Source organism: Streptomyces griseicoloratus (assembly GCF_014534645.1).
Taxonomy (GTDB): domain Bacteria; phylum Actinomycetota; class Actinomycetes; order Streptomycetales; family Streptomycetaceae; genus Streptomyces; species Streptomyces griseicoloratus.
Genome location: NZ_JACVQF010000200.1, coordinates 444,240 through 469,257, shown reverse-complemented (window position 1 = coordinate 469,257; position 25,018 = coordinate 444,240). Strand labels below are relative to the sequence as shown.

Below are 25,018 nucleotides of genomic sequence, written 5' to 3'. Positions count from 1 at the left end.
GCCCTTCTCCGGGCGTGACGGTTCGGGCGCTGCACCACTGGGACGAGACCGGCCAGGTGTGGCCGTCGCTGCGCACGGCTGCCGGACACCGGCTCTGCACCGCCGGTGATCAGCCGGCCGCGGTGCAGCCCCGGAGAAGTCCGGCGGTCCGCGAGGCGCCGGGAGGCCACACCACCTCGACGCCGATGCCGCGACCGCGGGCGAAGGCGACCAGGTGTGCCGTGGCGTCCCGGCCGTTCGACGGGGAACCGTCCCACACGGCCAGCAGCCGCTCGCAGCCGTCCAGCAGCCGCTCGTCGGCGCCGACGCAGGCGTCCCGGTCCGCGGGGTCGTACTCCAGCAGCCGCACCCGCTCCGACAGCAACAGCAGTTCCCCGGCGGCCTTGCGGTCGGCCTCCCGAAGGGCCGCGGGCACGCCGTTCCTCGACGGCAGGACCGTCACCAGGGCGAGCCCCGCGGCGCGGGCGGCGCGGCCGACGACGACGGGGAGTCCCTGCCCCGCGCGCACCACCGCCGCCCTGCCCGCCCGCGCGAATCCGGCGAGCCGGGAGCGCAGTTCCTCCTCCAGCGACGCGAACGTGGACGTGGTGAGATCGGGGTGTCCCACAACTGCGATCACTTCCGGGCAGTCCTCTCTTCGCACCGTACGCGCGCCGGTGCGGTCCCAGCGCTCCAGGGCCGGCCGGACTCCGGTGCAGGCGACCGGCCCGTGACGGAACTCTTCAACGCCGGGTCAGCCGCCGTCCGTGGGCTGACAGGCCCGGATGGAGGGCCGACCGGCCCTGGCGTTGCGGCCCGGCACCCGGACAATGATTGCCTTCGAAACCGAGAACAGCACAAGGAGCGACCGATGGCGGACCGTGAGCAGGCCGGCCCCGACACCCCGATCCGGGTCTTTCTTCTCGACGACCACGAGGTGGTACGGCGTGGGGTGCACGATCTGCTGAACGACGAACCGGACATCGAGGTGGTCGGCGAGGCCGCCACCGCCGAGCAGGCCCTGGTCCGCGTACCCGCCCTGCGCCCGGACGTGGCGGTGCTCGACGTCCGGCTGCCCGAGGGGGACGGCGTGACCGTCTGCCGTGAGCTGCGCTCCCGCGTACCGGAGTTGGCCTGTCTGATGCTGACCTCTTTCGACGACGAGGAGGCACTGCTCGACTCGATCATGGCGGGTGCCTCCGGCTACGTGCTGAAGCAGATCCAGGGCTCGGACCTCGTCTCGGCGGTGCGCACGGTGGCCCGGGGCCAGTCGCTGCTCGACCCCAGCGCCACCACGAAGCTGATGGCCCGGCTGCGGGGCGGGCAGCAGCAGGAGGAGGCGCCGGACGCGCTGCCCGGCCTGACCGACCGTGAGCGGGAGATCCTTGCCCTGATCGGTGACGGTCTGACCAACCGTCAGATCGGTCAGCGCCTCTACCTGGCCGAGAAGACGGTGAAGAACCACATCTCCCGTCTGCTCGCCAAGCTCGGCGTGGAACGGCGCATCCAGGCCGCCGTCATCGCCGCCCAGGCCGGACAGCGGCCGCGGGGGGACGCCGGCTGACCCGGGCTCTCCCGCGCCCCCTGTGCCCCCGCGTCCGGGGCCGCACTGCCGTGCGCGTACCGCTGCCGTTAGTGTTGCTCGCGAGCGGAACGGCTATCGGTACTTCGTGGGGCTTGGAGGATCAGCGGTGGGAGGCTCCGAGCAGCCGGGGGAGGCCGTCGTACGGCTGCCGCAGCTGCGGCTGGACGAGCTGCTCGAGGAGCTGCAGGCACGCCTGGACGCGGCCCGCGGCACGCGGGACCGGGTGCACAGTCTGCTGGAGGCGGTGCTCTCCGTCGGCCGCGAACTCGACCTGGCACAGGCGCTGCGCAGCATCGTGGAGGCCGCGGCGACCCTCGTGGACGCCGAGTACGCGGCGCTGGGGGTGATCGGCTCGGACGGCAGACTGCTGTCGGCCTTCCACACCGTCGGCGTCAGCGAGGAGCAGATCGCCCGGATCGGCCCGTTCCCGGAGGGGCACGGGATTCTCGGGGAGCTGATCAGGCACCCGGAGCCGCTGCGGCTGGCGAAGCTGTCCGAGCACCCGTCGTCGTACGGCTTCCCGGCGCACCACCCGCCGATGAACACCTTCCTCGGCGTCCCGATCCGGGTGCGCGACCAGGTCTTCGGCAATCTCTACCTCACGGAGAAGCGGGGCGGTCTCGCCTTCGACGAGGAGGACGAGTCGGTCCTGTCCACGCTGGCCGTGGCGGCGGGTGTGGCCATCGACAACGCCCGGTTGTACGAGGAGTCGCGGCTGCGCGAGCGCTGGCTCCGGGCCAGCGCGGAGATCACCCAGAGCCTGATGTCCGGTGCCGCGCAGGCGGAGGTCCTCGGACTCATCGCCGAACGCGCGCGGGAGATCACCGGCTCCGCCCTCGCCGCGCTGTCCACTCCGGTGCGGAACACCGACACCCTCACCGTGGAACTGGCCATCGGGCACCAGGCGGACGCGCACCGCGGCCTGGTCCTGTCCGTCGAGGGCACGCTCACGGGCGCCGCGTTCGCCAGTGGCACCCCCGTGACCAGCCCCGATGTCGCGCACGACGACCGGGTCACGGCCGGTCCGCCCCGGTTCGCCGGTCTCGGGCCGGCCGTTGCGGTGCCCATCGGCGCGGGCGGGAACGTGCGCGGAGTGGTCCTGCTGGCCCGCGAGACCGGCGCCGGAGACTTCTTGGGCAAGGAGCTGGAGCCGCTGAGCAGCTTCGCCGCGCAGGCCGCCCTCGCCATGGAGCTGGCCGAACGGCGCCGGGACGCCGAGCAGATCGCCGTGCTGGAGGACCGGGACCGGATCGCCCGCGACCTGCACGACCTGGCCATCCAGAGGCTGTTCGCCACGGGTATGACGCTGCAGAGCGCGGGCCGTCTGATCGACCATGCCGGTGCCAAGGAGCGCGTCCTGCGGGCGGTGGACGACCTCGACGAGACGATCAAGATCATCAGATCGACCATCTTCGGCCTGCGCGCCCGTGACGACGACGCGGCCCCCGGCCTGCGGGCGCGTGCGGTGCGGGTCGTCGGGGAGTCCGCGAGGGTGCTCGGGTTCGCGCCCAGTGTGCGGATGGAAGGGCTGCTCGACACGCACGTGACCAGGGAGACCGCGGACCACGTGGTGGCGGTCTTGTCGGAGTCGCTGACGAACATCGCCCGGCACGCGCACGCCGACCGGGCCGAAGTGGCGCTGGAGACGGACGGCAGGACCGTACGGCTGACCGTCGCCGACAACGGCGTGGGCACGGCGCCCGGGGGCCGCCGCAGCGGCCTGGCCAACATGGCGGAGCGGGCCCGGCGACTGGGCGGCGACCTGCAACTGACCACGCCCGACGGCGGGGGAACCAGGCTGGTGTGGCACGCACCGGTGAGCGACGTGAAGGCCCCGCCCGGCCAGTGACGGGGGAGGGTGGCCCCGTCGTGGCCGAGCGAGGGGAACGGCCACCACGCGACGCACGCCGCCGGTAGGGCCGTACGGCCCCTGCCGGTCCGCGCCGACGGGACCGACCGGCCCGACCCCCACGGCCGTTCGGCCTCGATCGGGCCGCCGGGGGCCCGGAGCGGGCCTCGTGGCTGATAGGCAGGTGAACAGCGGCACTCCGTGAGCCGCACCCCCACCAGCACATACTCCCGAGGAGACCCATGCTCTCGACCGAGTCAGCCGCCGTCGTCCGTGCCACCCTGCCCGCCGTGGGCGGAGCGCTCGACGAGATCGCGTCCCGCTTCTACGGCACGATGTTCGCCGAACGGCCCGAGCTGCTGGACGGCTTGTTCAACCGCGGCAACCAGGCGAGCGGGGAACAGCGCAGGGCACTGGCCGGGTCCATCGCGGCGTTCGCCCAGGCGCTGCTCGCCGACCCCGACGCCCGCCCGGAGGCGCTGCTGTCCCGCATCGCGCACAAGCACGCGGCCCTCGGTGTGACCGAGGACCAGTACACGATCGTCCACAAGTACCTGTTCGGGGCCATCGCTGACGTCCTCGGGGACGCGGTCACCCCTGAGGTGGCCGGCGCGTGGGACGAGGTGTACTGGCGGATGGCGGGCGCCCTCATAGCCCGTGAGGCCCGCCTCTACCAGGAGGCCGGCATCGACCCGCGCCACCCCTGGCGGCAGTGGACCGTCGTCGAACGCCGTCAGGAGACCGACGACGTGGTGTCCTTCCTGCTGCGCCCGGCCGACGGCGAACCCGTACCGCCCGCCAAGGCCGGCCAGTACGTCAGCGTCCGGGTCCTGATGTCCGACGGCGTCCGCCAACTGCGCCAGTACAGCCTGTCCGGCGCACCCGGCGACCGGATGCGCCGGATCACCGTCAAGCGGGTCGCGAGTGCGGCCGGGACCCCCGAGGGCGAGGTCTCCAACCACCTGCACCGCACCGTCCGCGCCGGTGACGAGCTGACCCTGTCGTCCCCGTTCGGAGACGTGGTCCTCGACGACTCCGACGCACCGCTGCTGCTGGTCTCCGCGGGAATCGGCTGCACCCCGATGGTCGGCATGCTCCAACACCTCGCCGCCAGCGGCTCCGACCGTGAGGTCAGGGTCCTGCACGCCGACCGCAGCCCCGCCGACCACGCCCTGCGCGCCGAGACCCGTCGCCTGGTGGACGAACTGACCGATGCCCAGGCGGATTTCTGGTACGAGCAGGACGCCGACGGCGAAGCCGGCGCCCGCAGCGGCCTGATGGACCTCGACGGCCTCGGACTGCCGGCCGACGCCGACGTGTACCTGTGCGGTCCGCTGCCCTTCATGCGGGCCGTCCGCGGACAGCTCCTCCGGGCCGGCGTGCCCGCCCGCCGCATCCGCTACGAGGTCTTCGGCCCGGATCTGTGGCTGGCCCGCGCCGAGGACTGACCCCACCCACGCCACGACACGGATACGCGAAGCCCCTGGCAGCCGGACGCGGTCGCCAGGGGCTTCATCGGTGGTGCGGGCCGTCAGGTCTCGTCGGGCGCGCTGCCGTGGGCCACCGGCGGCGCTGTGGCGGCCCGGCGCCGGTAGACCAGGTAGGGGCGGGCGAGGTAGCCGATCGGGGCGCTCCACACGTGCACGAGCCGGGTGAAGGGCCAGGCCGCGAAGAGCAGGCAGGCGCTCAGCGCGTGCAGCCGGAACAGCAGGGGCGCGCCGGAGATCGCCTCCGGCTGCGGCTGGAGGGTGAACAGGCCGCGGAACCACACCGAGACGGTCTCCCGGTAGTCGTAGCCGCCGCCGAAGACGTTGTGCGCGGCCGTTGCGAGGATGCCGAGCAGCACGGTCGCGGACAGCAGCGGGAAGAGCACCTTGTCGCTGCGGTCGGTGCCGAGCCGGATGCGCCGGGTCAGCAGCCGGCGGGCGCACAGCATGCCGAGCCCGGTGACCATGGCGACGCCCGCCACCGAGCCCGCCCACACGGCGGTGGTGTGGTAGGCGTGCTCGCTGATGCCGGCGGCCTCGGTCCACGACGCGGGCACGGCGAGGCCGGCCACGTGCCCGGCGATCACCGTGAAGGCCCCGAGGTGGAACAGCGGGCTGCCCCAGCGCAGCCGGCGGTGTTCCAGCAGCTGGCTGGTGCGGGAGGTCCAGCCGAACTGGTCCTGCCGGTAGCGCCGGACGTGCCCGACGGCGAACACGGCCAGGCAGACGTAGGGGAAGGCGACCCACAGCACGAGGTCGGTTCCTGAAGCGTTCATCGAGGACCATCCGGGGAGGAGGCGGAGGGGGAGGGCGGCACGGGGGCGGGCGGGGCCTGCTCGGGAGGGACGGAGGCGCCGGGAGGGGCGAAGGCGCCGGGAGGGGCGAAGGCGCCGGGAGGGGCGAAGCCGCCGGGAGGGGTGAAGCCGCCGGGAGGGGTGAAGCCGCCGCCCGCGTACGGGTCCAGGCCGACGTCCTCGTCCGGTGGCCCCTCGGCGGCCAGTTCGGCCACGGCCGCGAGGTCGGCCTCGGTGGCCGGCGGCATCAGGGTGAGCAGCGCGGCCAGCAGGTGCCGGTAGGGCGAGCCCGCGTCGGTCAGTGCCCGGTGGATCAGCTCCAGGCTGCGCCGGTGCCGGCGCAGCGGCGCCTCGCCGGCGCCCGGACCCGACAGCGCGGCGAACTCCAGCACCACCGGCAGATGGTCGGGGAGTTCGCTGCCGCCGACCTGCCAGCCCGCGGCCCGGTAACTCCGGGCCAGGGTGAGCAGGGCCACGCCCCGGCGGCGGGTGTCGCCGTGCAGGTAGTAGGTGAGGTAGAGGCTGCTCTTGCGGCGCAGGTCGAACATCTCGACGTAGTGCCGCTCCAGCGCCTGTGGCTCCTGGCCGGTGAACCAGTCCGTGAACGCGGACAGTTCGGTGGCGGCCGGGGACGGCGGCAGCGCCCGGCCCGCGGCGGCCACGGCGGGCCGGGCGGCCGTCAGCTCGGCGTCCGGGTACTGCAGCAGCAGCGACAGCAGCCGCAGGACCAGCGCGCGGTCCGCGATCTCCTCGGGCGTGAACCGGGACGGGCGGCGCACGGCCGCCCGCAGCCGGGCGCGGACGATGGCGGGCACGGTGTCGGGCAGCGGACTCACGGGCGGCCTCCGGCGGGGGTTTCGGGGGTGCGGCGGCGCAGGGTGGGAAGACCGAGCATGACCTTCCGCCCGGACGGCCCGCCGGGGGACTCCACCGGGCAGCGGTTCTCCAGGGCGGTGAGCGCGGCCGCGTCCTCCTTGTGGGCGGCCGGCACGACGTACCGGTCCCGGTACTTGGCCACCGCCAGCAGGCGGTGCAGGTCCTGCGCCTCACGCGGGGTCAGGCCCACGGCCTCCAGCACGGCCTCGTCGCCCGCCTGACCCAGGGTCTTCTCCCGCATGTACGAGCGCAGCGCGGTCAGTTTCATCAGCACCCCGGCGACCACGTCGGTGTCCCCCGCGGTGAACAGCTCCGCCAGGTACTCCAGCGGGATGCGCAGCCGGGTGACGGTGGCGAAGACATGGTCGGGGTCGTCCCGGTCGCCGCCCGCGACGGCCACCGCGTCCAGGACGGGTGACAGCGGGGGCACGTACCAGACCATCGGCAGGGTGCGGTACTGCGGGTGCAGGGGCAGCGCCACCCTGTACCGGGACACCAGCGCGTACACCGGGGAGCGGCGCGCGGCGTCCAGCCAGTCCTCGGGAATGCCGGCCTGCCGCGCCGCCGCGATCACCCCGGGGTCGTGCGGGTCGAGGAAGACGTCGCGCTGGGCGTCCAGCAGGTCCTGCTCGTCCGGGGTCGCGGCGGCCTCGCCCACCTTGTCGGCGTCGTACAGCAGCAGTCCGAGGTGGCGCAGCCGGCCCACGCACGTCTCGGAGCAGACCGTGGGCTGACCCGCCTCGACGCGCGGGAAGCAGAACGTGCACTTCTCGGCCTTGCCGGTGGCGTGGTTGACGTACACCTTCTTGTACGGGCACGCCGTCACGCACATCCGCCAGCCCCGGCAGCGGTCCTGGTCGACCAGGACGATGCCGTCCTCGGCCCGCTTGTACATCGCGCCGGACGGACAGGCCGAGACGCAGGCCGGGTTGAGGCAGTGCTCGCAGAGCCGGGGCAGATGGAACAGGAAGGTCTGCTCGAACTCGAACCTGACCTTCTCGGCCCACTCGCCGCGAAGGTTGGGATCGCCCCCCGCGTGCTCCGGCGCGCCGCCCAGTCCGTCCTCCCAGTTGGCGCCCCAGGTGATGGACGTCGGCCTGCCGGTGAGGACCGAGCGGGGGCGGGCGACCGGCATGTCCGGACCCGCGGGCGCGCTGACCAGGGTGTCGTAGTCGTACGTCACCGGCTCGTAGTAGTCCTCGATGGACGGCAGGTCCGGGTTGGAGAACAGCGACAGCAGCCGCCTGACCCGGCCACCGGAGCGCAGCACCAGCCGGCCCCTGCCATCCAGTCTCCAGCCGCCCTTCCACTGGTCCTGGTCCTCGTACCGGCGTGGGTAGCCGACGCCCGGCTTGGTCTCCACGTTGTTGAACCAGGCGTACTCGACACCGGTCCGGTTGGTCCAGGTCTGCTTGCAGGTGACCGAGCAGGTGTGGCACCCGATGCACTTGTCGAGGTTCATCACCATGGCGATCTGGGCCATGACACGCATCTCAGTACTCCACTCGCCGGCTGCGGCGCCGGATGACGGTGACCTCGTCACGCTGGTTGCCGGTGGGGCCGTAGTAGTTGAAGGCGTAGGTGAACTGGGCGTAGCCGCCCGCCAGATGGGTGGGCTTGACCAGAAGACGGGTCAGCGAGTTGTGGATGCCGCCGCGCCTGCCGCTGACCTCGGTCTTCGGCACGTTCACCGTGCGGTCCTTGGCGTGGTACATGTACACCGTGCCCTTTGGCATCCGGTGGGTGACCACCGCTCGGGCGGTGACGACGCCGTTGCGGTTGTACGCCTCGATCCAGTCGTTGTCCGTGACGCCGATCCTCTCGGCGTCCGCGGTGGACATCCAGATCACCGGGCCGCCCCGGGACAGCGCCAGCATGTAGGCGTTGTCCTGGTACTCGGAGTGGATCGACCACTTGGAGTGCGGTGTCAGGTAGCGCACGGTCACCTCGGCGCGACCGTCCTCGTGCAGGTGCTCGTCGCCGTAGTGCCGGATCGCGTTCAGCGGGGGCCGGTAGACGGGCAGTTGCTCACCCAGCTCGGCCATCCAGTCGTGCTGGACGAAGAAGTGCTGGCGGCCGGTGAGGGTGTGCCAGGGCTTCTTGTGCTCGACGTTGATGACGAACGGGGAGTAGCGGCGCCCGCCCGACTCGGAGCCCGACCACTCGTACGAGGTCAGCACCGCGCGCGGCTGCGTGCGGGTGTCGGCGAAGGTGATCCGCTCGGCCTCGCGCTCGGCGGCCAGCTCCACCAGGCCCTCACTGCCGGTCTGCCGCTCCAGCTCGCGGAAACCCTCGGTCGCCAGGCGGCCGTTGGTGGTGCCGGACAGCGCGAGGATCGCCTCGCACATGTCGCTCGCGGTGGCCAGGGAGGGCCGTCCGGCGCCGGCCCCGGACGGCACGGTGCCGCAGCGGCGCCGCAGCTCCTCGATCTCCCGGTCCGGGTGGACGGTGACGCCCTTGGTGGTGGTGCCGAGAGTGTCCAGCAGCGGGCCGACGGCGCGGATCTTCTCGCCCACGGCGGCGTAGTCGCGCTCGACGACGACCAGCTTGGGCATCGTGCGGCCCGGCACCGGCTCGCACTCGCCGGTCCTCCAGTCCCGCACCACCCCGCCCGGCTGGGCGAGTTCGTCCGGGGTGTCGTGCGTGAGGGGGACGGCCAGGACGTCGGTGCGGGTGCCCAGGTGCTCTGCGGCCAGCTCGCTGAACCGGTCGGCGACGCCCAGGAAGGTGTCGTAGTCGGTGCGGGCCTGCCAGGGCGGGGCGATGGCCGGGGTGAAGGCGTGCACGAACGGGTGCATGTCCGTGCTGGACAGGTCGTCCTTCTCGTACCAGGTCGCGGCCGGCAGGACCACGTCGGCCAGCAGGCCGGTGGAGGTCATCCGGAAGTCCATGGTGACCAGCAGGTCGAGCCTGCCCTCGGGGGCCTCCTCACGCCACACCACCTCCTCGGGCCGCTCACCGGGCGGGGTTTCCGCGGAGCGGACCGCCGCGTCCGTGCCCAGCAGGTGGCGCAGGAAGTACTCGTTGCCCTTCCCGGAGGAGCCCAGCAGGTTGGCCCGCCACACGGTCAGTACACGGGGGAAGTTGGCCGGGTCGTCCGGGTCCTCGGCGGCGAACCGAAGCCGCCCGGACTTCAGTTCGTCCACGATGTGCTCGGCGACACCGCGTCCCCGGGCCGCGGCCTCGTCGGCCAGGTCCAGCGGGTTGCGGTCGAAGCCTGGGTGGCCCGGCGTCCAGCCCAGCCGCACGGCCTGCGCGAGACAGTCCGCGAACGCCCTGCCCCTGAACCTGCCCTCGCCGAGCGGCGAGGCCAGCTCCCCGGGACCGAAGGCCTCGTAGCGCCACTGGCCGGTGTTCAGGTACCAGTAGGAGGTGCCCGCCATGTGCCGGGTGGGCCGCTGCCAGTCGAAGGCGAACGCCAGGTGCTGGAAGCCGGTCAGCGGCCGGACCTTCTCCTGCCCGACGTAGTGGGCCCAGCCGCCGCCGTTGACGCCCTGACAGCCGGTCATCGTGGTCAGCGCCAGGAACGCCCGGTAGATGGTGTCGGAGTGGAACCAGTGGTTGGTGCCCGCCCCCATGGCGATCATCGAGCGGCCGTTCGTCCGCTCGGCGTTGCGGGCGAACTCCCGGGCGATCCGCGCGGCCTGCTTGGCCGGCACCGAGGTGATGGTCTCCTGCCACGCCGGCGTGTACGGCTGGGACGCGTCGTCGTACGCGAGCGGCCAGACGCCGGGCAGACCGGGCCGGGCCACCCCGTACTGGGCGAGCATCAGGTCGAAGACGGTGGTGACGAGCCGGCCGCCGAGGCGCCGCGCCGGCACCCCGCGCACCATCACCGAGCCGCCCTCGGTGGCGCCCTCGTCGAAGCGGGGGAGCGCCACCCGCACCCTCTCCTCGGCCGAGTCGAGAAGACTCAGCTCGGGCTCGACGTCCCCGAGATCCAGGTTCCAGCGGCCCTGCCCGGCCTCCCCCCACCGGAAGCCGAGCGAGCCGCCGGGGACCACCGCCTCCCCGGTGGCCCGGTCCAGCAGCACCGTCTTGAACTCCGCGTGCTCCTCCGCACGGCCCAGGTCGGCCGCGGTCAGGAACCCGTCCGGGACCAGCCCGTGGTCGCTCTCCCGCAGCGTCACCAGGAACGGGGCGTCCGTGTACGTCCGCAGGTAGTCGCGGAAGTAGGGCACGTCGCGGTCGACGAGGAACTCGCGCAGGATCACATGCCCCATGGCCATCGCCAGGGCCCCGTCGGTGCCCGGGTGCGGGGCCAGCCACTCGTCGGCGAACTTCACGTTGTCCGCGTAGTCGGGACTGACCGCGACGACCTTCGTGCCGTTGTAGCGGCTCTCGGTGAGGAAGTGGGCGTCCGGGGTGCGGGTGACCGGGATGTTGGAACCCCACATGACCAGGTAGCCCGCGTTCCACCAGTCGGCCGCCTCCGGCACGTCCGTCTGGTCGCCGAACACCTGCGGGGAGGCGACCGGCAGGTCCGCGTACCAGTCGTAGAACGACAGCAGCGTGCCGCCGATCAGCGACATGAACCGGGAGCCGGCCGCGAACGACGCCATCGACATCGCCGGGATCGGCGAGAAGCCCGCCACCCGGTCCGGGCCGTACGCCTTGACGGTGTGGACGTGGGCGGCGGCGACCAGCTCGGTCACCTCCTCCCAGCCGGCGCGCACCAGGCCGCCCTTGCCCCGGGCACGCTTGTACGCCCGTGCCTTCGCCGGGTCGCCGGTGATCTCGGCCCACGCCGCCACGGGGTCGCCGAGCCGGTTCCTGGCCTCCCGCCACATCTCCAGCAGCGTGCCCCGGACGTAGGGGTGGCGGACCCGGCTGGGGGAGTACGTGTACCAGGAGAACGAGGCACCGCGCGGGCAGCCGCGCGGCTCGTACTCGGGGCAGTCCGCGCCGATCGACGGGTAGTCGGTGGCCTGGTGCTCCCAGGTGATGATGCCGTCCTTGACGTACACCAGCCACGAGCAGGAACCGGTGCAGTTCACGCCGTGCGTGGAGCGCACCACCTTGTCGTGGGCCCAGCGGCTCCGGTAGAAGCCCTCCCACCTGCCGTCGTTCTCGCCGAACACGGCCCGCCCGTCGGCGGAGACCTCGCCACGGGTCAGCAGCCGGCGGGCGGCCAACGGCCAGTCCCGTTCCGGGCGTTGCTCCCGCTGCCGTGTGTTCTCTTCGTTCTCCATGGCGGGAAACCTACGAGGCCGCCACCGGGCGTTCCCTGGGCCGAACGCCCCCCGCCCGGTCCCCGAAGGCCCTGTCCTGCCGGCCCGGTCGGGGACCATCGGCCCCATCCCCGGCGAGGCCGGCCGCCGCTCATCCGGTGCCGTGCGGGTCGGTGAGTTCCCGCCCGGTGACCATCTCCGACTCGATCCGGACGAAGACGTCCTCGTGGATGGGCATCCAGGAACGCGGACCGGTGCGCAGCAGCCGCTCGTGCTCGCCCGGATCGGTCACCACGGTGGCCCGTCCGGTGACGACCACGCTCCAGCCGGACCGGCTCACGGCGTCGAACTCGTCCGCCTCGAAGGCGACCACGAAACCGTCGACGGCGCGGACCAGGTCCGACCGCGCCGAGGTGCGCAGCAGCACGGACGCGTCCGCGTCCAGGGCGAAGTTCACCGGCAGCACCGCGGGGAGCGCCTGGCGCGTGTACACGACGCGGCCGACCGGCACCTTGGCCAGCAGCCGCAGGCACTCCTGCCGGTCCAGCGGGCGAAAGCCGTCTTTCTCCAACATCCCCCCATCCTCCCCGCCCGCCCCGCCCACCGTTAGGGCCGGTCGGCCCCCTTGTTCCCCTGCTACGGGCATTCGGTATGCCCCCCGGTGCGGCGAGCGGGACCGTGGGGCCCGGCCGCCGGGACCCCCGGCCCTCGTGGCCCGCGCGTCCGGCCGAGGACAGTGGCAGCGGGCTGCCGGGTCGGTGAAAGGGCAGCCCGCGGCCCGGGGCGATCCCCGTGCCGGACCACAGCGCGAGCGAAGGGACAGGCGGCATGCAGGAGCCGTCGAGAAGGAAGCAGGAACCGCCGGCGCAGGACGGCGCGCGGGTGTCCGGGCGGGCGTGGCTGATGCTGGGTGTGGCCACGGCCGGTTTCGCCGTCGACTTCTGGGCGTGGGCGCTGCTGAGCCCGCTCGCCCCGCGGTTCGAGGACAGTCTGGGACTGTCCGCGTTCGAGCAGTCGTTGCTGGTGGCGGTGCCCGTCATCGTCGGGTCGCTCGGGCGCGTACCCGTCGGGGCGCTGACCGACCGCTTCGGCGGACGGGTGATGTTCCCGCTCGTGTCGGCCGTCACCACCCTCCCGGTGCTCCACCTGGGCCTGCTCGGACACTCCTCGCTCCCCGCGCTCCTGGCGGGCGGCTTCTTCCTGGGCGTCGGCGGCACCGCGTTCGCCGTCGGCGTGCCCTTCGTCAGCGCATGGTTCCCGCCGCGGCGGCGCGGGCTGGCCATCGGCGTCTTCGGCATGGGCATGGGCGGCACCGCGATCAGTGCGCTGACGACGGTCCGCCTGGTCGACGCCCACGGCATGGCGAACCCATTCCTGATCACCGCGGGCGTACTCGCCGCGTACGCCGTCGTCGCCGGTCTGGTGCTGCGGGACGCACCTGGACGCACCGTGCCGGCCGAGCCGCTGCTCCGCCGGATGGGCAGGGCCTGCAGGCTGCCGATCACCTGGCAGGCGTCCGCCCTGTACGCCGTGGCCTTCGGCGGCTACGTCGCCTTCTCCGTCTACCTGCCCACGTATCTGAAGACCGGCTACGGCCTGGCCCAGGCGGACGCCGCGAACCGGATGGCGGGGTTCGTCCTGCTGGCGGTGGTGATGCGGCCGGCCGGCGGCTGGCTGTCGGACCGGTTCGGCCCGGTACGCGTGCTCACCGCCACGCTGGCCGTGGTGATCACCGCAGCGTTCGTCCAGTCCCTGACCCCGTCGCTCGCGCCGACCGCCACGATCGCGTTCCTCGCCATGGCGGCCGCGCTCGGCGCGGGCAGCGGAGCCGTCTTCGCCCTCGTGGCCCTGCTGGCCCCGGCCGAGCAGGTCGGTGCGGTCACCGGCGTCGTCGGTGCCGCCGGCGGCCTGGGCGGCTTCCTGCCGCCCCTGGTGATGGGCTCGCTCTACGGCGCCTACGGCTCGTACGCGATCGGCCTGGTGCTGCTGGGCCTGGTCTCCCTGGCGGCCCTGGCCTTCACCGGGACGGGAGTCCGCAGCGCCGTCACCCACCGCACCCGGCCCGCCCGGCCCCAACCGCGCTGACCGGTCGGGACGACGGGCTCTGCCGGCAGGGTCTGGCGTGTGTCTGCCGATCTCATCCCGGATGAACCGTGGGACCGCATAGCTGCGTCGCTGCCGCCGCGACAGCAACGTCGGCACCGGTACCCCGGCCGCCTTCCCGTGTCTGACCGGGTGGCGTTGGCAGGCATCATCTACGTGCTGCGCAAGGGCGTGGCCTGGCGCGACGTTCCCATCCAGGTGGTGGGCTGTTTCGGCATCACCGGTGGGCGCCGACTGCGGGACCGGACCGAGGCCGGAGTCCAGCCGGCCCCGCACCATTGACCGCCGCCGCGGCCCGGCTCCTGTACGGGCCCGTGCTCACCTCGCGCCTTGGTGGGTACGGGCCCGTACGCCTGCCACCTACGACCGGCCGTCGAGCTCCGCCCCGTCGCGCCGCCGGTCCAGGTAACCGATGGCCGGGGTCGCCATGACCCCGTGCAGCACCACCGAGACCACCACGGTGAGGGCCACGATCGCCCACAGCTCCCGTTCCAGCCCGCCGAAGGAGTCCTGCCCCAGGGCGTAGGACAGGTAGAACAGCGAACCGATGCCCCGGATCCCGAACAGCGCGACCACGGCACGCTCCTTCTTCCCCATGGCAGTCCGCACCTGTGCCAACCACCCGGTCAGCGGCCGTACGACCAGCAGCACCAGCACGCCCAGCACGGCGCCCAGCGGCGTCAGGGCGGACAGGGCACCGGCCACCAGGTATCCGCCGAGCAGGAACAGCAGCACGGCCGTGAGCAGCCGCTCGATCTGCTCGGTGAACTCGTGCAGCACCTTGTGATAGCCGTGGCTGCGCTCGGCCGCCCGGATGACGCATGCGGTCACGAACACGGACACGAAACCGTAGCCGTGGAGCACCTCGGCGACGCCGTACGACACGAAGGTGGCCCCCAGCGCCACGAAGCCCTCCATGTACTCGGACAGGCGCAATACCGACGCGCGCACCCGGAAGAACATCCACCCCAACAACCAGCCGACAGCACACCCGACAGCCAGCCCGACAGCACACCTGCCCAGCAGGTCGGTCAGAGCCCACGAACCGATCCAGTCCGCCGACCACCCCGTCCCGGCCGCCGCAGCGAGGGCGATCGCCGCGTAGACGAACGGAAAGGCGAGGCCGTCGTTCAGCCCCGCCTCACTGGTCAGGGAGAACCGCACCTCGTCCTCGTCGCCCTCGGTACCGAGCGGCTCGCCCACGCGCACCTCACCGGCCAGCACGGGATCCGTGGGCGCGAGCACGGCCCCCAGCAGCAGAGCGGCAGCGGGCGGCCAGTCGAGCAGCCCCCAGGCCAGCAGGGCGACGACCACCACGGTCAGCGGCATCGTGATGCCCAGCAACCGCCACGTACTGGACCACCGGCGCCACCCGAAGGGCCTGTCGATGGCGAGCCCAGCGCCCATCAGCGAGACGATCACACACACCTCGGTGGTGTGCTCGACCCACAGGCGCTCACGAACGGGATCCACAGCCGGCACGCCCACCGGCAGCAACTCGATCAGAACCCCCGCGGCAAGGAAGACCATGGGCAGGGACAACGGCCGTTTGGACACCACCCGGGGCAGCACAGCAGCCCCCAGCGCACCCAGGCCCAGACAGAGGTAGACCCCGTCCGAAAGCGTCACTGCGACCTCCTGCCCGACGCGATCACTCTCAGGCCACGCGTGTACCCCGTCGCCACTGGTGCCTCGCTCCAGTACGTCACCGGGTACGCGCTCCGACGACCCCCTTCCTCGCCGGCGGCCGATGCGCGGCGGAAGAGGTGGGGCTGGGCCGCCGGGTCCGCTGCGGTTAGGGTGTAAAGAACGCGTCAAGAACGGCGCGGGGTGTGCCGGGAAGTCTGGTCGGCGTCGGCGGGGCCGTGTGCCCATTTCTCCGACACCCTGGAGGTTCGCCGCCTTGGCCGCCACCCCACCCCGTACCCCGTTCCTCGGTCTTCCGCCCTGGCCCGAACGGCAGGCCGTGGCCCGGGCCCTGCGCACCGAGACGGTGGGAGGGCTCGTCCTGCTGGCCGCCGCGGTCGTCGCGCTGGCATGGGCGAACACTCCGCTGAGCGACGCCTACACCACCATCCGCGACTTCCACTTCGGGATACCCGCGCTGGGACTGGACCTGTCGGTCGGCCACTGGACGTCCGACGGGCTGTTGACCGTCTTCTTCCTGGTCGTGGGGATCGAGCTCAAGCGGGAAATGGTGGTCGGCTCGCTGCGCACCCCCGCCACCGCGGCGCTGCCCGTCATCGCCGCCGTGTGCGGCATGGCCGTACCCGCTGCCTTCTACGCCGTCACGGTCGCGGCCGGCGGAGGCAGCAGGGACGGGTGGGCCGTGCCGATGGCCACCGACATCGCCTTCGCCCTGGCGGTCCTGGCGGTCATCTCCACCCACCTGCCGACCGCCCTGCGGGCCTTCCTGCTCACCCTCGCGGTCGTCGACGACCTCGGCGCGATCCTGGTCATCGCCGTCTTCTTCACCTCGGACATCAATCACCGGGCGTTGGCGGGGGCGATTGCCGGGCTGGTCGTCTTCTCCATGCTGCAGAGGCAGCGGGTACGGGGCTGGTGGTGGTATGCGCCACTCGGAGTGGCGATCTGGGCGCTGCTGTACAACGCCGGCATCCACGCCACCGTCGCCGGAGTCGCCATGGGCCTGATCCTGCGCACGGTCCGCGACCGGGACGAAGAGGAATCACCGGCAGAACGCACCGGTCGTCTGCTGCACCCGCTCTCCGCCGGCCTGTGCGTCCCGCTGTTCGCGCTGTTCGCCGCCGGGGTCAGCGTCTCCGGCGACGCACTGGGCAAGGTGTTCACCACCCCCGAACCCCTCGGAGTGATCGTCGGGCTGGTCGCGGGCAAGACTCTCGGGATCTTCGCCGGAACGTACATGGCGGCCCGCTTCACCCGCGCACGCCTCAATCCCGACCTGGCCTGGGCCGACGTGTTGGCCCTGGCGGCCCTGGCCGGAATCGGCTTCACGGTCGCCCTGCTCATCGGCGAGCTGGCCTTCCCCGGCACGGCCGCCGTCGGCGAGCACGTCAAAGCCGCCGTCCTCATCGCCTCGCTCACCGCCGCCCTGCTGGCCACCCTGCTCCTGCGCCGCAGGAACGCTGTCTACCGGCGCCTGTCCGAGGAAGAACACCTCGACGCGGACGCCGACGGCATTCCCGACATCTACCAGCGCACCGAAGCGGACGGCGCATGACCTGGCCGCGATCGCGCCGTCACCTGCTCACCGCGGCGCCGGCACTGCTGTTCCGCAAACTGGCGACGATGACCGCCGTGCAGGGTCGCGCTACGCGGCAGGACGCGCCGACGGCAGGCTTCGCGGCCGTCCTGTGCCCGACGCGCAGGCCGGTGGCTCGCCGGACGCCGACGCTGGCCCACGGTGGTCTCAACCACCGGACGTCTGCCCCCGGCGCGGCGTCCGGGGCGACTTCGCGGCCTCCGCCGCCTCCGCCTTGGCGTCGCTCACCGCGGCGGCGGCCTGTTTCCCGGCCTCGTCGGCAGCCGCGGCGGCATCGAGCGAAGCCGTCCCACCCGCATCGAGCTCCGGAGTCCGCCCTTCGTCCGACGTGTGGTCGGCGCCGGCGGTGGCCGTTTCCTCAGGTTGCGCAGTCGTGTGAGGAGGCTCCGCCGACTGATCACCGAACGCTCGGGTGACGGTCCTGACTGCCTCGGTCAGCTCCCCCGGGATCACCCAGAACGTGTTGTTGTCGCTGCTCGCCAAGTGCGGCAGCGTCTCGAGGTACTTGTAGGCCAGGATCTTCGGGTCGGCATTGTTGCGATGGACGGCCTGGAAGACGAGCTCCACCGCCTTTGCCTCACCGTCCGCCCGCAGGATCATGGCTTGCTGCGTGCCCTGCGCCTCCAGGATGTCCTTCTGCTTCGTGCCTTCCGCCGTAAGGATCTTGGCTTGTCGCTCCCCTTCGGCGTGCAGGATGGCCGCGCGCTTGTCACGCTCGGCCCGCATCTGCTTCTCCATCGCTTCCTTGATGGTGTGCGGTGGATCGATGGCCTTGATCTCGACGCGGTTGACCCGGATGCCCCACTTGCCGGTGGCGTCGTCGAGGACGGCACGCAGCCGGGAGTTGATCTCCTCACGCGAGGTGAGCGTCTCCTCCAGGTCCATGCTGCCGATGACATTCCGGAGCGTGGTCACGGTGAGCTGGTCGATCGCCTGCAGGTAGTCGGCGACCTCGTAGGCCGCCGCCCGGGGGTCCGTGATCTGGTAGTAGAGCACGGTGTCGATGTTCACCACGAGGTTGTCCTCGGTGATCACCGGCCTGGGGTCGGACGAATAGACCTGCTCGCGCACGTCAAGTTTGGTGTTGATGCGGTCAGCCACCGGCACGATCAAGTTCAGGCCGGGTTGCAGTGTCCGGCGATATCGGCCGAACCGCTCGATGTTGTAGCGGCGCGCCTGCGGGACGATCCGCACAGTGGAGGCCACGAGGAAGACGACAACAAGGGCCGCCACAAGAATGGGGATGACAACTGGATCCACAGTGCCTCCATTGCTGTGTGTTCAGCCGTTCAAGGAAGGAGCCGTTGACGAAAGAGCCGTTCAAGGAAGGAGTTCGCGGGGATGGACGATGGCCGTGGCCCCTTCGATCTCCATGACGTCCACGAACGCTCCCACCGGGATGACCAGGCTCTCGTCGAGGGCGCGCGCGGACCATTCCTCACCGGAGAGTTTGACCAGGCCACGGGTCGCGGTGACCTCCTGCACGACCTCGGCCCGCTTCCCGATCAGCGCGTCGCTGCCCTCGCGTAGGAGGGGCTGCTGTGCCATATGCCGCATGATGGGACGGACGACGAGCAGGCCCGCTGCCGCTGCCGCGCCCAGGGCCACCAGCTGGCCGAGAAGGCCGATGCCCACACCGGCGACTATGGCGGCAACCAACGCGGCACCGGCCAGCAAACCGAAGACCAGTGTCAGCGTGAAGAACTCCGCGACACCCAGTGCCGCGGCAGCGAACAGCCATACGAACCACGGCATCGAATCGCCCTCCTTCAGGGGCCCTCTCCACCAAGCTACCGTCCGGACACGCCGGGCAGAACAGACACGACAGCCGTGCTTCTTGATCGCTGCTCGCCTGCCCGGGAGGCGAGCAACAACGGTTACCAGCGGTACGAACCTGCTCTCCCGGGGCCGCCGCCGAGTCGCGTCAGCACAGGTCAACGACTACGCCGGCGCCTGCGGGCCGTCGCTTGCCGAGCTGAGAGCGCAAGTTCGATTCAGTGCAGCCCTCTGCAGTCCGGACACTCTGGCGAGCCGGACGTCGCCCAGGGCCCGACACGCCAGGTCCGGCTCTCCTTCAGCGCTCCGGAAAAGTGGTCCGGAGCGCCGGCCCGCCCGCGAGAGGACGCGGTGCGGCCGGTCCTTCGGATGGAGGCGTGATGAGCAGGCGCAGGAGAGGGAGGGTGGCTGGTGACGGTTGACTCGAAAAAGAGGCCGATCGGGACGACTCCCGGCTTGGCGTAGACCGGTCGGGCAGGCGTTCGGTGGCATGGGGGGCGGGGCGCATCGGGGTCGACGCCGAGCAGGAGGCCGTGACCTCCGTCCAGGTAGCGTGTGTCGCCCTCATGGGTGATCAGCAGCGGTGGCAGGACTCCGGCGCTGGAGTCGGTCAGGTCCAGATGCCGTCGTTGTGCTCTTCGAGCTCGGCGTACGGGCAGGTGGCGGTGGTGCGCGGGTAGAGGTTCTGGAGTCATGTCCACGCGGTGCAGGCTGTTCGCAGCCGAGTTCGGCGTGTCCGTCCGCCGTCTTCAGCTCCCTGCAGCCGCTGAAGCACGACGGACTGTTCACCCCCGTGCCTTCTGCGGGCCTGTCACGACCGCCTGTCAGGCTCAGCCCGGTAGCGTTCAAGGCAAGTCTCTTGTGCTGGGAGATAACTGTGCAGCCCTTGCCTTTGCAGATTGTCGCCGAGGTCGTCGGCGGCCGCCTGACCGACGTCCCCGACCCGGAAGCCCTCGTCGCGGGGCCGGCCGTGTTCGACTCGCGACAGGCCAAGCCCGGCTCGCTGTTCATCGCTCTTGCGGGCACGACCCGCGACGGGCACGACTACGCGGAGCAGGCAGCCGCGAACGGTGCCGTGGCAGCGCTGGCCACCCGGCCCGTCGGCGCCCCCGCGATCGTCGTCGACGACGTCCTCGCAGCGTTCGCGCGCCTGGGCCGGTATCTCGTCGCCCATACCCTCCCCGACACCCAGGTCGTCGCGATCACCGGTTCCGCCGGCAAGACCTCCACCAAAGACTTCATCGCCCAGCTCCTGCCCGCCGCCGGTCCCACGGTCGCCACCCCGCAGAGCTTCAACAACGAGATCGGCCTGCCGCTGACCATCACCACGGCCGACCCCTCCACCCGCTTCCTCGTCCTGGAGATGGGCGCCAGGAAGATCGGCCACATCCGCACCCTGACCCGGATCGCGCCACCCGGCATCAGCGTCGTCACCAACGTCGGCACCGCCCACGTCGGCGAGTTCGGCGGCCAGGACAACATCGCCCGCGCCAAGGGCGAGATCGTCGAAGCCCTCCCCGAAGAGGGGCTCGCCGTCCTCAACGCCGACGACCCCCGCGTGCACGCCATGGCCGAACGCACGACCGCCCGCGTCATCACCTACGGCCTGGCCGAGGCCGCCGACATCCGGGCCACCGAGATCGTCCTCGACGAGTACGGCCGGCCCTCCTACACTCTGCACACACCCGAGGGCACCGCGCCGGTGCGGCTGCAGTTCGTCGGCCGCCCCCAGGTCCACAACAGCCTCGCCGCGGCCGCCGTCGCCCGCGAAGCCGGCCTCGGTGCCGCCCGGACCGCCGACCTGCTGTCCGCTGCCACCCCCCAGTCCCACTGGCGGATGGAGACCCACACCCGGGCCGACGGCGTCACCGTCATCAACGACGCCTACAACGCCAACCCCGACTCGATGCGCTCCTCCCTCGACGCGCTTGCAGCCATGACCCGCGGTCACGACCAGCGCTCCATCGCCGTCCTCGGCCAGATGAACGAACTCGGCGACGACACGCGCACAGCGCACGAGGACGTCGGCAGGCACGCCGCCGGCCTGCGCCTGAACCAGATCATCGCGGTAGGAGGGGACGAAGCCGGATGGATCCAGCAGGCCGCCCGCGACGCCGGGGCGAAGGCCGTACACCTGCCCGACCAGGACGCCGCGCTGCACCTGCTGCGCTCCACGCTCCGGGCCGGTGACGTCGTCCTGGTCAAGGCGTCCCGCGGGGTCCAGCTGCAGCAGCTCGCCGAGGCGCTGGTGCAGCCAGACCCCGAGCCCGCCGGCGCATAGGCCGCCCCGTCAGCAGAGACAGCGACCCGCATGCGTCCCTCAACGGGTGCGTGACGCCATGAGCCTCGGGGCCCCGCAGCCCGTCGCCCGGCTGCGGGGCCCCCGAGGTGGCGGCTCCGCGGTTCGGACGGGAGCGGCCTGCCAGGGGGCCCTGAGGCCCGCCAAGGCCGTCAGTGTGGCCCGATCCGGTGAGCTCCGGCGGGACCAGGCGGTGTGACGGCTGGTGCCGGATCGTAGGCTGCGGCTATGACCGAGATCCAGAACCTGACGCCCCGCGACGCCTTCGAGCTGCTGCTGGCCGGTAACCAGCGCTTCGTCGCCGGCACCCCCGAGCACCCCAACCAGGACGCCACCCGCCGCACGGAGATCGCCCCGGCCCAGCAGCCCTTCGCCGTGCTGTTCGGGTGCTCCGACTCCCGGCTGGCCGCCGAGATCATCTTCGACCGCGGCCTGGGCGACCTGTTCGTGGTGCGCACCGCGGGTCATGTCGCTGGTGCAGAGGTCCTCGGTTCCATCGAGTACGGCGTGAGCGTGCTCGACGCCCCGCTCGTCGTCGTGCTCGGCCACGACTCGTGCGGGGCCATCGCAGCCGCCCGTGCCGCAGCCGACGGTGGCAGGGTGCCCGCCGGCTTCGTCCGTGATGTCGTCGAACGGGTGACCCCCAGCGTGCTGGCAGCCCGCGCCGCCGGACGCGACCAGCCCGAAGAGATCCTGGCCGAGCACATCGAGCACACCGTCGACCTGTTGCTGGAACGCTCCCGCGTCCTGGCCGATCGGGTGGCCGCCGGCCGTCTCGGCGTGGTGGGCCTGTCCTACCGGCTGGCCGACGGCAGTGCACAGCTCGTCGCCTCCCGCGGCCTCGATGCGCCGGTACCCGCCGCGTCCTGACCACCCCGGCCATGGCTGACCCGGCGTGATCTGACCCGGCCGCAGGAGACCCGTACAGGTGGATGAGGAACCACCGGGTTCGCCGCTCGGTCATCCACGCAGGGGCACCGCCCGATGGCTCACGGAGCCGACCACGCGTCCAGCACCGTCCCCGCGCCGACCTGGCGCGGCCCTCGGCCCCCCGCCGGCCTGGCGCGGGCCGAGGGCCGCGAGGTGGCCGGGGGTGGGGAACGATCGTCACCGACGACGAGTGGCACGAGCTGTGCCCGGCCTGCCGGACCGGCGGGAGCCCAGCCGAAGTTGTCACGAATCCGCCCGGCTCCCGCATTCGGGGGCAGTAAGGGCACGGCGTCGGTGCCGGTCACACGGTGGACCGGGGCCCCGCGGCGCGGCGGAGCCGGTTGGCGATCGCCAGCCCCAGCCCCTCCTCCACCGGCAAGGACGCGACGATGAGGTCGCACCCCCGCTGGTCGAGCTCGCGCAGGAACCCGTACAGCCCGCGTGCATAGAGGGCCGTCGAACGGGGGAGCGTCACCACCGCGTGGGCCTTCACCGTGGCGTCGGCGAAGGCGGCAGGAAGAAGGACGCCCACCTGGTGCCCCAGCTTCTGCGCCAGTTCCGCTTCGGCGACGACCTTTTCCGGCTCGACGAGGACGACCCGTGCGCGCGGCGCGTAGTGCGACGGATGCTGGCCCGGCACCCGGACCCGGCTCGTCGAGGGGACCGCAAGCGGGCACCCCAGCACCGCTTCGAGGTCCTCGCGCGTCACCCCGCCAGGTCGCAGGATGCTCGGGATCTCGCCCGTGGCGTCGACGATGGTCGACTCGACACCGACCTCGCAAGGGCCGCCGTCCAGCACGAAGTCGACGGCGTCGCCGAGCTCGGCACGGACATGGTCCGCCGTGGTGGGGCTGACAGAGCCGAAGCGGTTGGCGGACGGGGCCGTGACACCGCCGTCGAAGGCCGACAGCAGCGCGAGTGCGACGGGGTGGTCGGGCACGCGCACGGCGACCGTCTCCAGACCACCGGTCGCTTCGAGGGGCACCCGTTGACCGCGCCGCAGGACCAGCGTGAGCGGGCCCGGCCAGAAGCGTTCGGCCAGCAGGCGCGCCGTCGCGGGCACGTCCTGGACCCAGTCGCCCAGGTGCTCCGCGCCGCCGATGTGGACGATCAGCGGATGGGTGGGCGGACGGCCCTTGACCTGGAAGATGCGCGAGACGGCGGTGGGGTCCTCGGCGTTGGCGCCCAGACCGTAGACGGTTTCGGTCGGGAGGGCCACCAGACCGCCGGCGCGCAGCACACCGGTCGCCTTCTCGATATCACTGGTTCTTGCTGTCACTCTCGCAATCCTCCCACGGTTCCACTTCGCTCCAGCTGGCCAGACCGGCCTCGGTGTTGCCGCGTTCGTGCTGAACATGGCCGAGGTCGGCGAGCACGATGGCCCGTGTCCTCCTGCAGTCCAGTCCGTCAGCGGCGGCAAGGTCGCCGAGCCTGGTGTGGATCAGGCCGGATTCGTGGGCCCATCGGACACGACGGCCTGACCAGCACCGCCGCCCGCCACCACCGGTGATCCACAGGTACGGAGCATTGCTCCCACTCTGCTACCGGCCCGTACGTAAGCGCCCTCACATACGTGCCCCGGTCCACCGCCTAGCGTCACAAGCGAACGCGGAACGACCGGAAGGGAGAGGAGATCACCATCATGACCACCACCGCGCACGTCTCCCCGCTCCACTCCCCGGCGCAGCCGTCCGAGGTACTGTTCATCCTCAAACGCGGCCGGGTCCGCATCTTCCGCGTCTCCGCCGACGGCCGCGCCCTGACCTGCGCGATCATCAGCCCCGGCACGATCTTCGGCGAGATGGCCCTGCTCGGCCAGCGCATGTTCGACAACTTCGCCGAAGCCCTCGACGACGTCACCGTCTGCGTGATGAGCCGCGCCGACGTCCACAAGTTCCTGCTGTCCGACGCGCGGATCGCCGCCCGTATCACCGAGATCCTCGGCCGCCGCCTCGCCGACCTCGAACAACGCCTGTCCGACAGCGTCTTCAAGTCCGTCCCCCAGCGCATCGCCACCACCCTGACCACCCTCGCCACCCGCACCGACGCTCCCGCCGGCAAGCTCCGTCCGGGCCCGCGCCACCCCCAGATCGCCCTCACCCACGAACAGCTGGCCGCCCTGGCCGGCACCTCCCGCGAAACGACCACCAAGGTCCTGCGCGACTTCGCCGACCGCGGCCTGCTCCGCCTCGCCCGCGGCCGCATTACCGTCCTCGACCCACCCCGCCTGCTCGACGAAGCCGGATAGCCGCCCAGACGATTGGGAACCACTACATCCGTCGATCCGGCCCTCCCCGGCTCGCCGACAGCTGTGGCGAATGTGATGTGGCGAGGGGTCAGCTCAGCTGAGCTCCGGCGGGAGTATCCCGGTGAGCCAGGCGAGTTCGTTGTCCCGGATGAATATCGAGGCACTTGCCGCCGGATCCACTGGCCAGGGGTGAAAGTCCTCCAGGGCCTGCACGTATGCGTCGGCGCTTTCTCGGCTGGGTTGGGTGATGAGCTGTCGTGCGAGGTTGCTGTATCCGTCCGGGATTCGGTCCAGCGTGGCGAGCGTGGCGTCGAGGTACCTCGGCCCGCGAAAGAGCGTCCGATTCAACGCGAGCAGGGCCCGCCCGCCGGCGCTGACCGTGTGTACAGCGGCGTGATGCAGCAGGAACGTGTTGTCCAACGCGATGGCCTGCGGCAGGAAGTCGGTTCCGTGCCACCGGACCTCGGACATGAACGAGATGGCTCGGCTTTCCCAGCACTTCGGCGGAAGCACGGGGATCGCGGCGACCCGCCCGGCGATGTCGTAGCCATCGCGGACCCAGGCGATGCGGGCGTGTTCGAACGATGCGGGAACAGGTTCGTCCCCGCGTTCGGCGGCAGCATCCAGAAACCGGGCCGCCGTGCACGCGGCCGGACGAACGTATGTGACTTTCCAGG

General features: G+C 71.9%; 20 protein-coding genes and 1 pseudogene. 10 read left to right on the top strand and 11 right to left on the bottom strand.

All coding sequences use genetic code 11. The features are described 5' to 3' along the window. Positions 1-14: 14 nt before the first annotated feature. Positions 15-110: pseudogene (locus tag H0H10_RS40165) on the top strand (MerR family transcriptional regulator); the annotation flags it as partial. Here H0H10_RS40165 and H0H10_RS22570 read toward each other — a convergent pair. Next, positions 110-619, bottom strand: coding sequence for a hypothetical protein (locus H0H10_RS22570; RefSeq protein ID WP_188182843.1), 510 nt, complete (start codon positions 617-619; stop codon positions 110-112). The pseudogene H0H10_RS40165 and the gene H0H10_RS22570 sit on opposite strands and share 1 nt — an antisense overlap. Positions 620-850: 231 nt before the next feature. On the opposite strand from H0H10_RS22570, the gene H0H10_RS22565 reads away from it, so the two are divergent. The 3 genes from H0H10_RS22565 to H0H10_RS22555 all read left to right on the top strand — a co-directional run bounded on the left by H0H10_RS22565 (position 851) and on the right by H0H10_RS22555 (position 4,861). Then, a complete protein-coding gene (locus tag H0H10_RS22565) occupies positions 851-1,543 on the top strand; it encodes a response regulator (protein WP_188182842.1) in 693 nt (230 codons plus the stop codon). 127 nt (positions 1,544-1,670) lie between these two features. Beyond that, on the top strand, positions 1,671-3,413 hold the full coding sequence (locus H0H10_RS22560) for a sensor histidine kinase (RefSeq protein ID WP_188182841.1): 1,743 nt from the start codon (positions 1,671-1,673) through the stop codon (positions 3,411-3,413). A 242-nt stretch (positions 3,414-3,655) separates the two neighbouring features. Then, positions 3,656-4,861 (top strand): globin domain-containing protein, encoded by a 1,206-nt coding sequence (locus H0H10_RS22555; protein ID WP_188182840.1) that lies wholly within the window; start codon positions 3,656-3,658, stop codon positions 4,859-4,861. Positions 4,862-4,944: 83 nt separating this feature from the next. On the opposite strand, the gene narI is transcribed toward H0H10_RS22555, so the two are convergent. The 5 genes from narI to H0H10_RS22530 form a co-directional block, all read right to left on the bottom strand. Further along, the gene (gene narI / locus H0H10_RS22550; RefSeq protein WP_188182839.1) at positions 4,945-5,676 is read right to left on the bottom strand and encodes a respiratory nitrate reductase subunit gamma; all 732 of its coding nucleotides are present in this window, start codon (positions 5,674-5,676) and stop codon (positions 4,945-4,947) included. After that, positions 5,673-6,530 (bottom strand): nitrate reductase molybdenum cofactor assembly chaperone, encoded by an 858-nt coding sequence (gene narJ, locus H0H10_RS22545; RefSeq protein WP_188182838.1) that lies wholly within the window; start codon positions 6,528-6,530, stop codon positions 5,673-5,675. The genes narI and narJ overlap by 4 nt, the downstream gene beginning before the upstream one ends. Then, entirely contained in the window at positions 6,527-8,062 is a 1,536-nt protein-coding gene (gene narH / locus H0H10_RS22540; RefSeq protein WP_188182837.1) for a nitrate reductase subunit beta, read from the bottom strand. Before narH ends, narJ begins: the two co-directional genes overlap by 4 nt. A 1-nt stretch (position 8,063) precedes the next feature. Next, on the bottom strand, positions 8,064-11,762 hold the full coding sequence (locus tag H0H10_RS22535) for a nitrate reductase subunit alpha (RefSeq protein WP_188182836.1): 3,699 nt from the start codon (positions 11,760-11,762) through the stop codon (positions 8,064-8,066). 130 nt (positions 11,763-11,892) lie between these two features. After that, on the bottom strand, positions 11,893-12,315 hold the full coding sequence (locus H0H10_RS22530; protein ID WP_188182835.1) for a pyridoxamine 5'-phosphate oxidase family protein: 423 nt from the start codon (positions 12,313-12,315) through the stop codon (positions 11,893-11,895). Between the two features lie 254 nt (positions 12,316-12,569). Between H0H10_RS22530 and H0H10_RS22525 the strand changes: the two genes are divergently transcribed. Then, on the top strand, positions 12,570-13,826 hold the full coding sequence (locus tag H0H10_RS22525; protein ID WP_188182834.1) for a nitrate/nitrite transporter: 1,257 nt from the start codon (positions 12,570-12,572) through the stop codon (positions 13,824-13,826). Positions 13,827-13,865: 39 nt separating this feature from the next. After that, positions 13,866-14,126, top strand: coding sequence for a transposase (locus tag H0H10_RS40160; RefSeq protein ID WP_188182833.1), 261 nt, complete (start codon positions 13,866-13,868; stop codon positions 14,124-14,126). Positions 14,127-14,204: 78 nt separating this feature from the next. Here the strand turns inward: H0H10_RS40160 and H0H10_RS22515 are convergent, their stop codons facing one another. Then, entirely contained in the window at positions 14,205-15,473 is a 1,269-nt protein-coding gene (locus tag H0H10_RS22515) for a cation:proton antiporter (protein ID WP_188182832.1), read from the bottom strand. Positions 15,474-15,747: 274 nt separating this feature from the next. Here H0H10_RS22515 and nhaA point away from each other — a divergent pair, with 274 nt between their 5' ends. Further along, positions 15,748-17,046, top strand: coding sequence for a Na+/H+ antiporter NhaA (nhaA, locus tag H0H10_RS22510; protein ID WP_188182831.1), 1,299 nt, complete (start codon positions 15,748-15,750; stop codon positions 17,044-17,046). A 189-nt stretch (positions 17,047-17,235) separates the two neighbouring features. Here nhaA and H0H10_RS22505 read toward each other — a convergent pair whose 3' ends face one another. Continuing rightward, entirely contained in the window at positions 17,236-18,348 is a 1,113-nt protein-coding gene (locus H0H10_RS22505) for an SPFH domain-containing protein (protein WP_188182830.1), read from the bottom strand. A gap of 60 nt (positions 18,349-18,408) precedes the next feature. Next, the gene (locus H0H10_RS22500) at positions 18,409-18,843 is read right to left on the bottom strand and encodes an NfeD family protein (protein WP_188182829.1); all 435 of its coding nucleotides are present in this window, start codon (positions 18,841-18,843) and stop codon (positions 18,409-18,411) included. Positions 18,844-19,741: 898 nt separating this feature from the next. On the opposite strand from H0H10_RS22500, the gene H0H10_RS22495 reads away from it, so the two are divergent. Together H0H10_RS22495 and H0H10_RS22490 are read left to right on the top strand one after the other, a co-directional pair. Then, positions 19,742-21,145, top strand: a complete 1,404-nt coding sequence (locus tag H0H10_RS22495) for a UDP-N-acetylmuramoyl-tripeptide--D-alanyl-D-alanine ligase (protein ID WP_373566859.1) — start codon at positions 19,742-19,744, stop codon at positions 21,143-21,145. Between the two features lie 246 nt (positions 21,146-21,391). Next, positions 21,392-22,033 (top strand): carbonic anhydrase, encoded by a 642-nt coding sequence (locus tag H0H10_RS22490; RefSeq protein ID WP_188182828.1) that lies wholly within the window; start codon positions 21,392-21,394, stop codon positions 22,031-22,033. A 361-nt stretch (positions 22,034-22,394) separates the two neighbouring features. Here H0H10_RS22490 and H0H10_RS22485 read toward each other — a convergent pair whose 3' ends face one another. Continuing rightward, positions 22,395-23,372 (bottom strand): L-threonylcarbamoyladenylate synthase, encoded by a 978-nt coding sequence (locus H0H10_RS22485; protein ID WP_309141871.1) that lies wholly within the window; start codon positions 23,370-23,372, stop codon positions 22,395-22,397. A 363-nt stretch (positions 23,373-23,735) separates the two neighbouring features. Between H0H10_RS22485 and H0H10_RS22475 the strand changes: the two genes are divergently transcribed. Beyond that, complete coding sequence (locus tag H0H10_RS22475) at positions 23,736-24,341, top strand: Crp/Fnr family transcriptional regulator (RefSeq protein WP_188182826.1); 606 nt, start codon at positions 23,736-23,738, stop codon at positions 24,339-24,341. Positions 24,342-24,434: 93 nt separating this feature from the next. Here the strand turns inward: H0H10_RS22475 and H0H10_RS22470 are convergent, their stop codons facing one another. Next, a complete protein-coding gene (locus H0H10_RS22470; RefSeq protein ID WP_188182825.1) occupies positions 24,435-24,812 on the bottom strand; it encodes a hypothetical protein in 378 nt (125 codons plus the stop codon). Positions 24,813-25,018: the final 206 nt, after the last annotated feature.

What these genes read in the sequence shown, in the direction of transcription:
- H0H10_RS22565 (WP_188182842.1), top strand. Translation starts at nt 851, where the DNA reads ATGGCGGACCGTGAGCAGGCCGGCCCCGACACCCCGATCCGGGTCTTT.
- H0H10_RS22555 (WP_188182840.1), top strand. Translation starts at nt 3,656, where the DNA reads ATGCTCTCGACCGAGTCAGCCGCCGTCGTCCGTGCCACCCTGCCCGCC.
- narI (WP_188182839.1), bottom strand. Translation starts at nt 5,676, where the DNA reads ATGAACGCTTCAGGAACCGACCTCGTGCTGTGGGTCGCCTTCCCCTAC.
- narH (WP_188182837.1), bottom strand. Translation starts at nt 8,062, where the DNA reads ATGCGTGTCATGGCCCAGATCGCCATGGTGATGAACCTCGACAAGTGC.
- H0H10_RS22535 (WP_188182836.1), bottom strand. Translation starts at nt 11,762, where the DNA reads ATGGAGAACGAAGAGAACACACGGCAGCGGGAGCAACGCCCGGAACGG.
- H0H10_RS22530 (WP_188182835.1), bottom strand. Translation starts at nt 12,315, where the DNA reads ATGTTGGAGAAAGACGGCTTTCGCCCGCTGGACCGGCAGGAGTGCCTG.
- H0H10_RS22525 (WP_188182834.1), top strand. Translation starts at nt 12,570, where the DNA reads ATGCAGGAGCCGTCGAGAAGGAAGCAGGAACCGCCGGCGCAGGACGGC.
- H0H10_RS22500 (WP_188182829.1), bottom strand. Translation starts at nt 18,843, where the DNA reads ATGCCGTGGTTCGTATGGCTGTTCGCTGCCGCGGCACTGGGTGTCGCG.
- H0H10_RS22490 (WP_188182828.1), top strand. Translation starts at nt 21,392, where the DNA reads ATGACCGAGATCCAGAACCTGACGCCCCGCGACGCCTTCGAGCTGCTG.
- H0H10_RS22475 (WP_188182826.1), top strand. Translation starts at nt 23,736, where the DNA reads ATGACCACCACCGCGCACGTCTCCCCGCTCCACTCCCCGGCGCAGCCG.
- H0H10_RS22470 (WP_188182825.1), bottom strand. Translation starts at nt 24,812, where the DNA reads ATGTCCGAGGTCCGGTGGCACGGAACCGACTTCCTGCCGCAGGCCATC.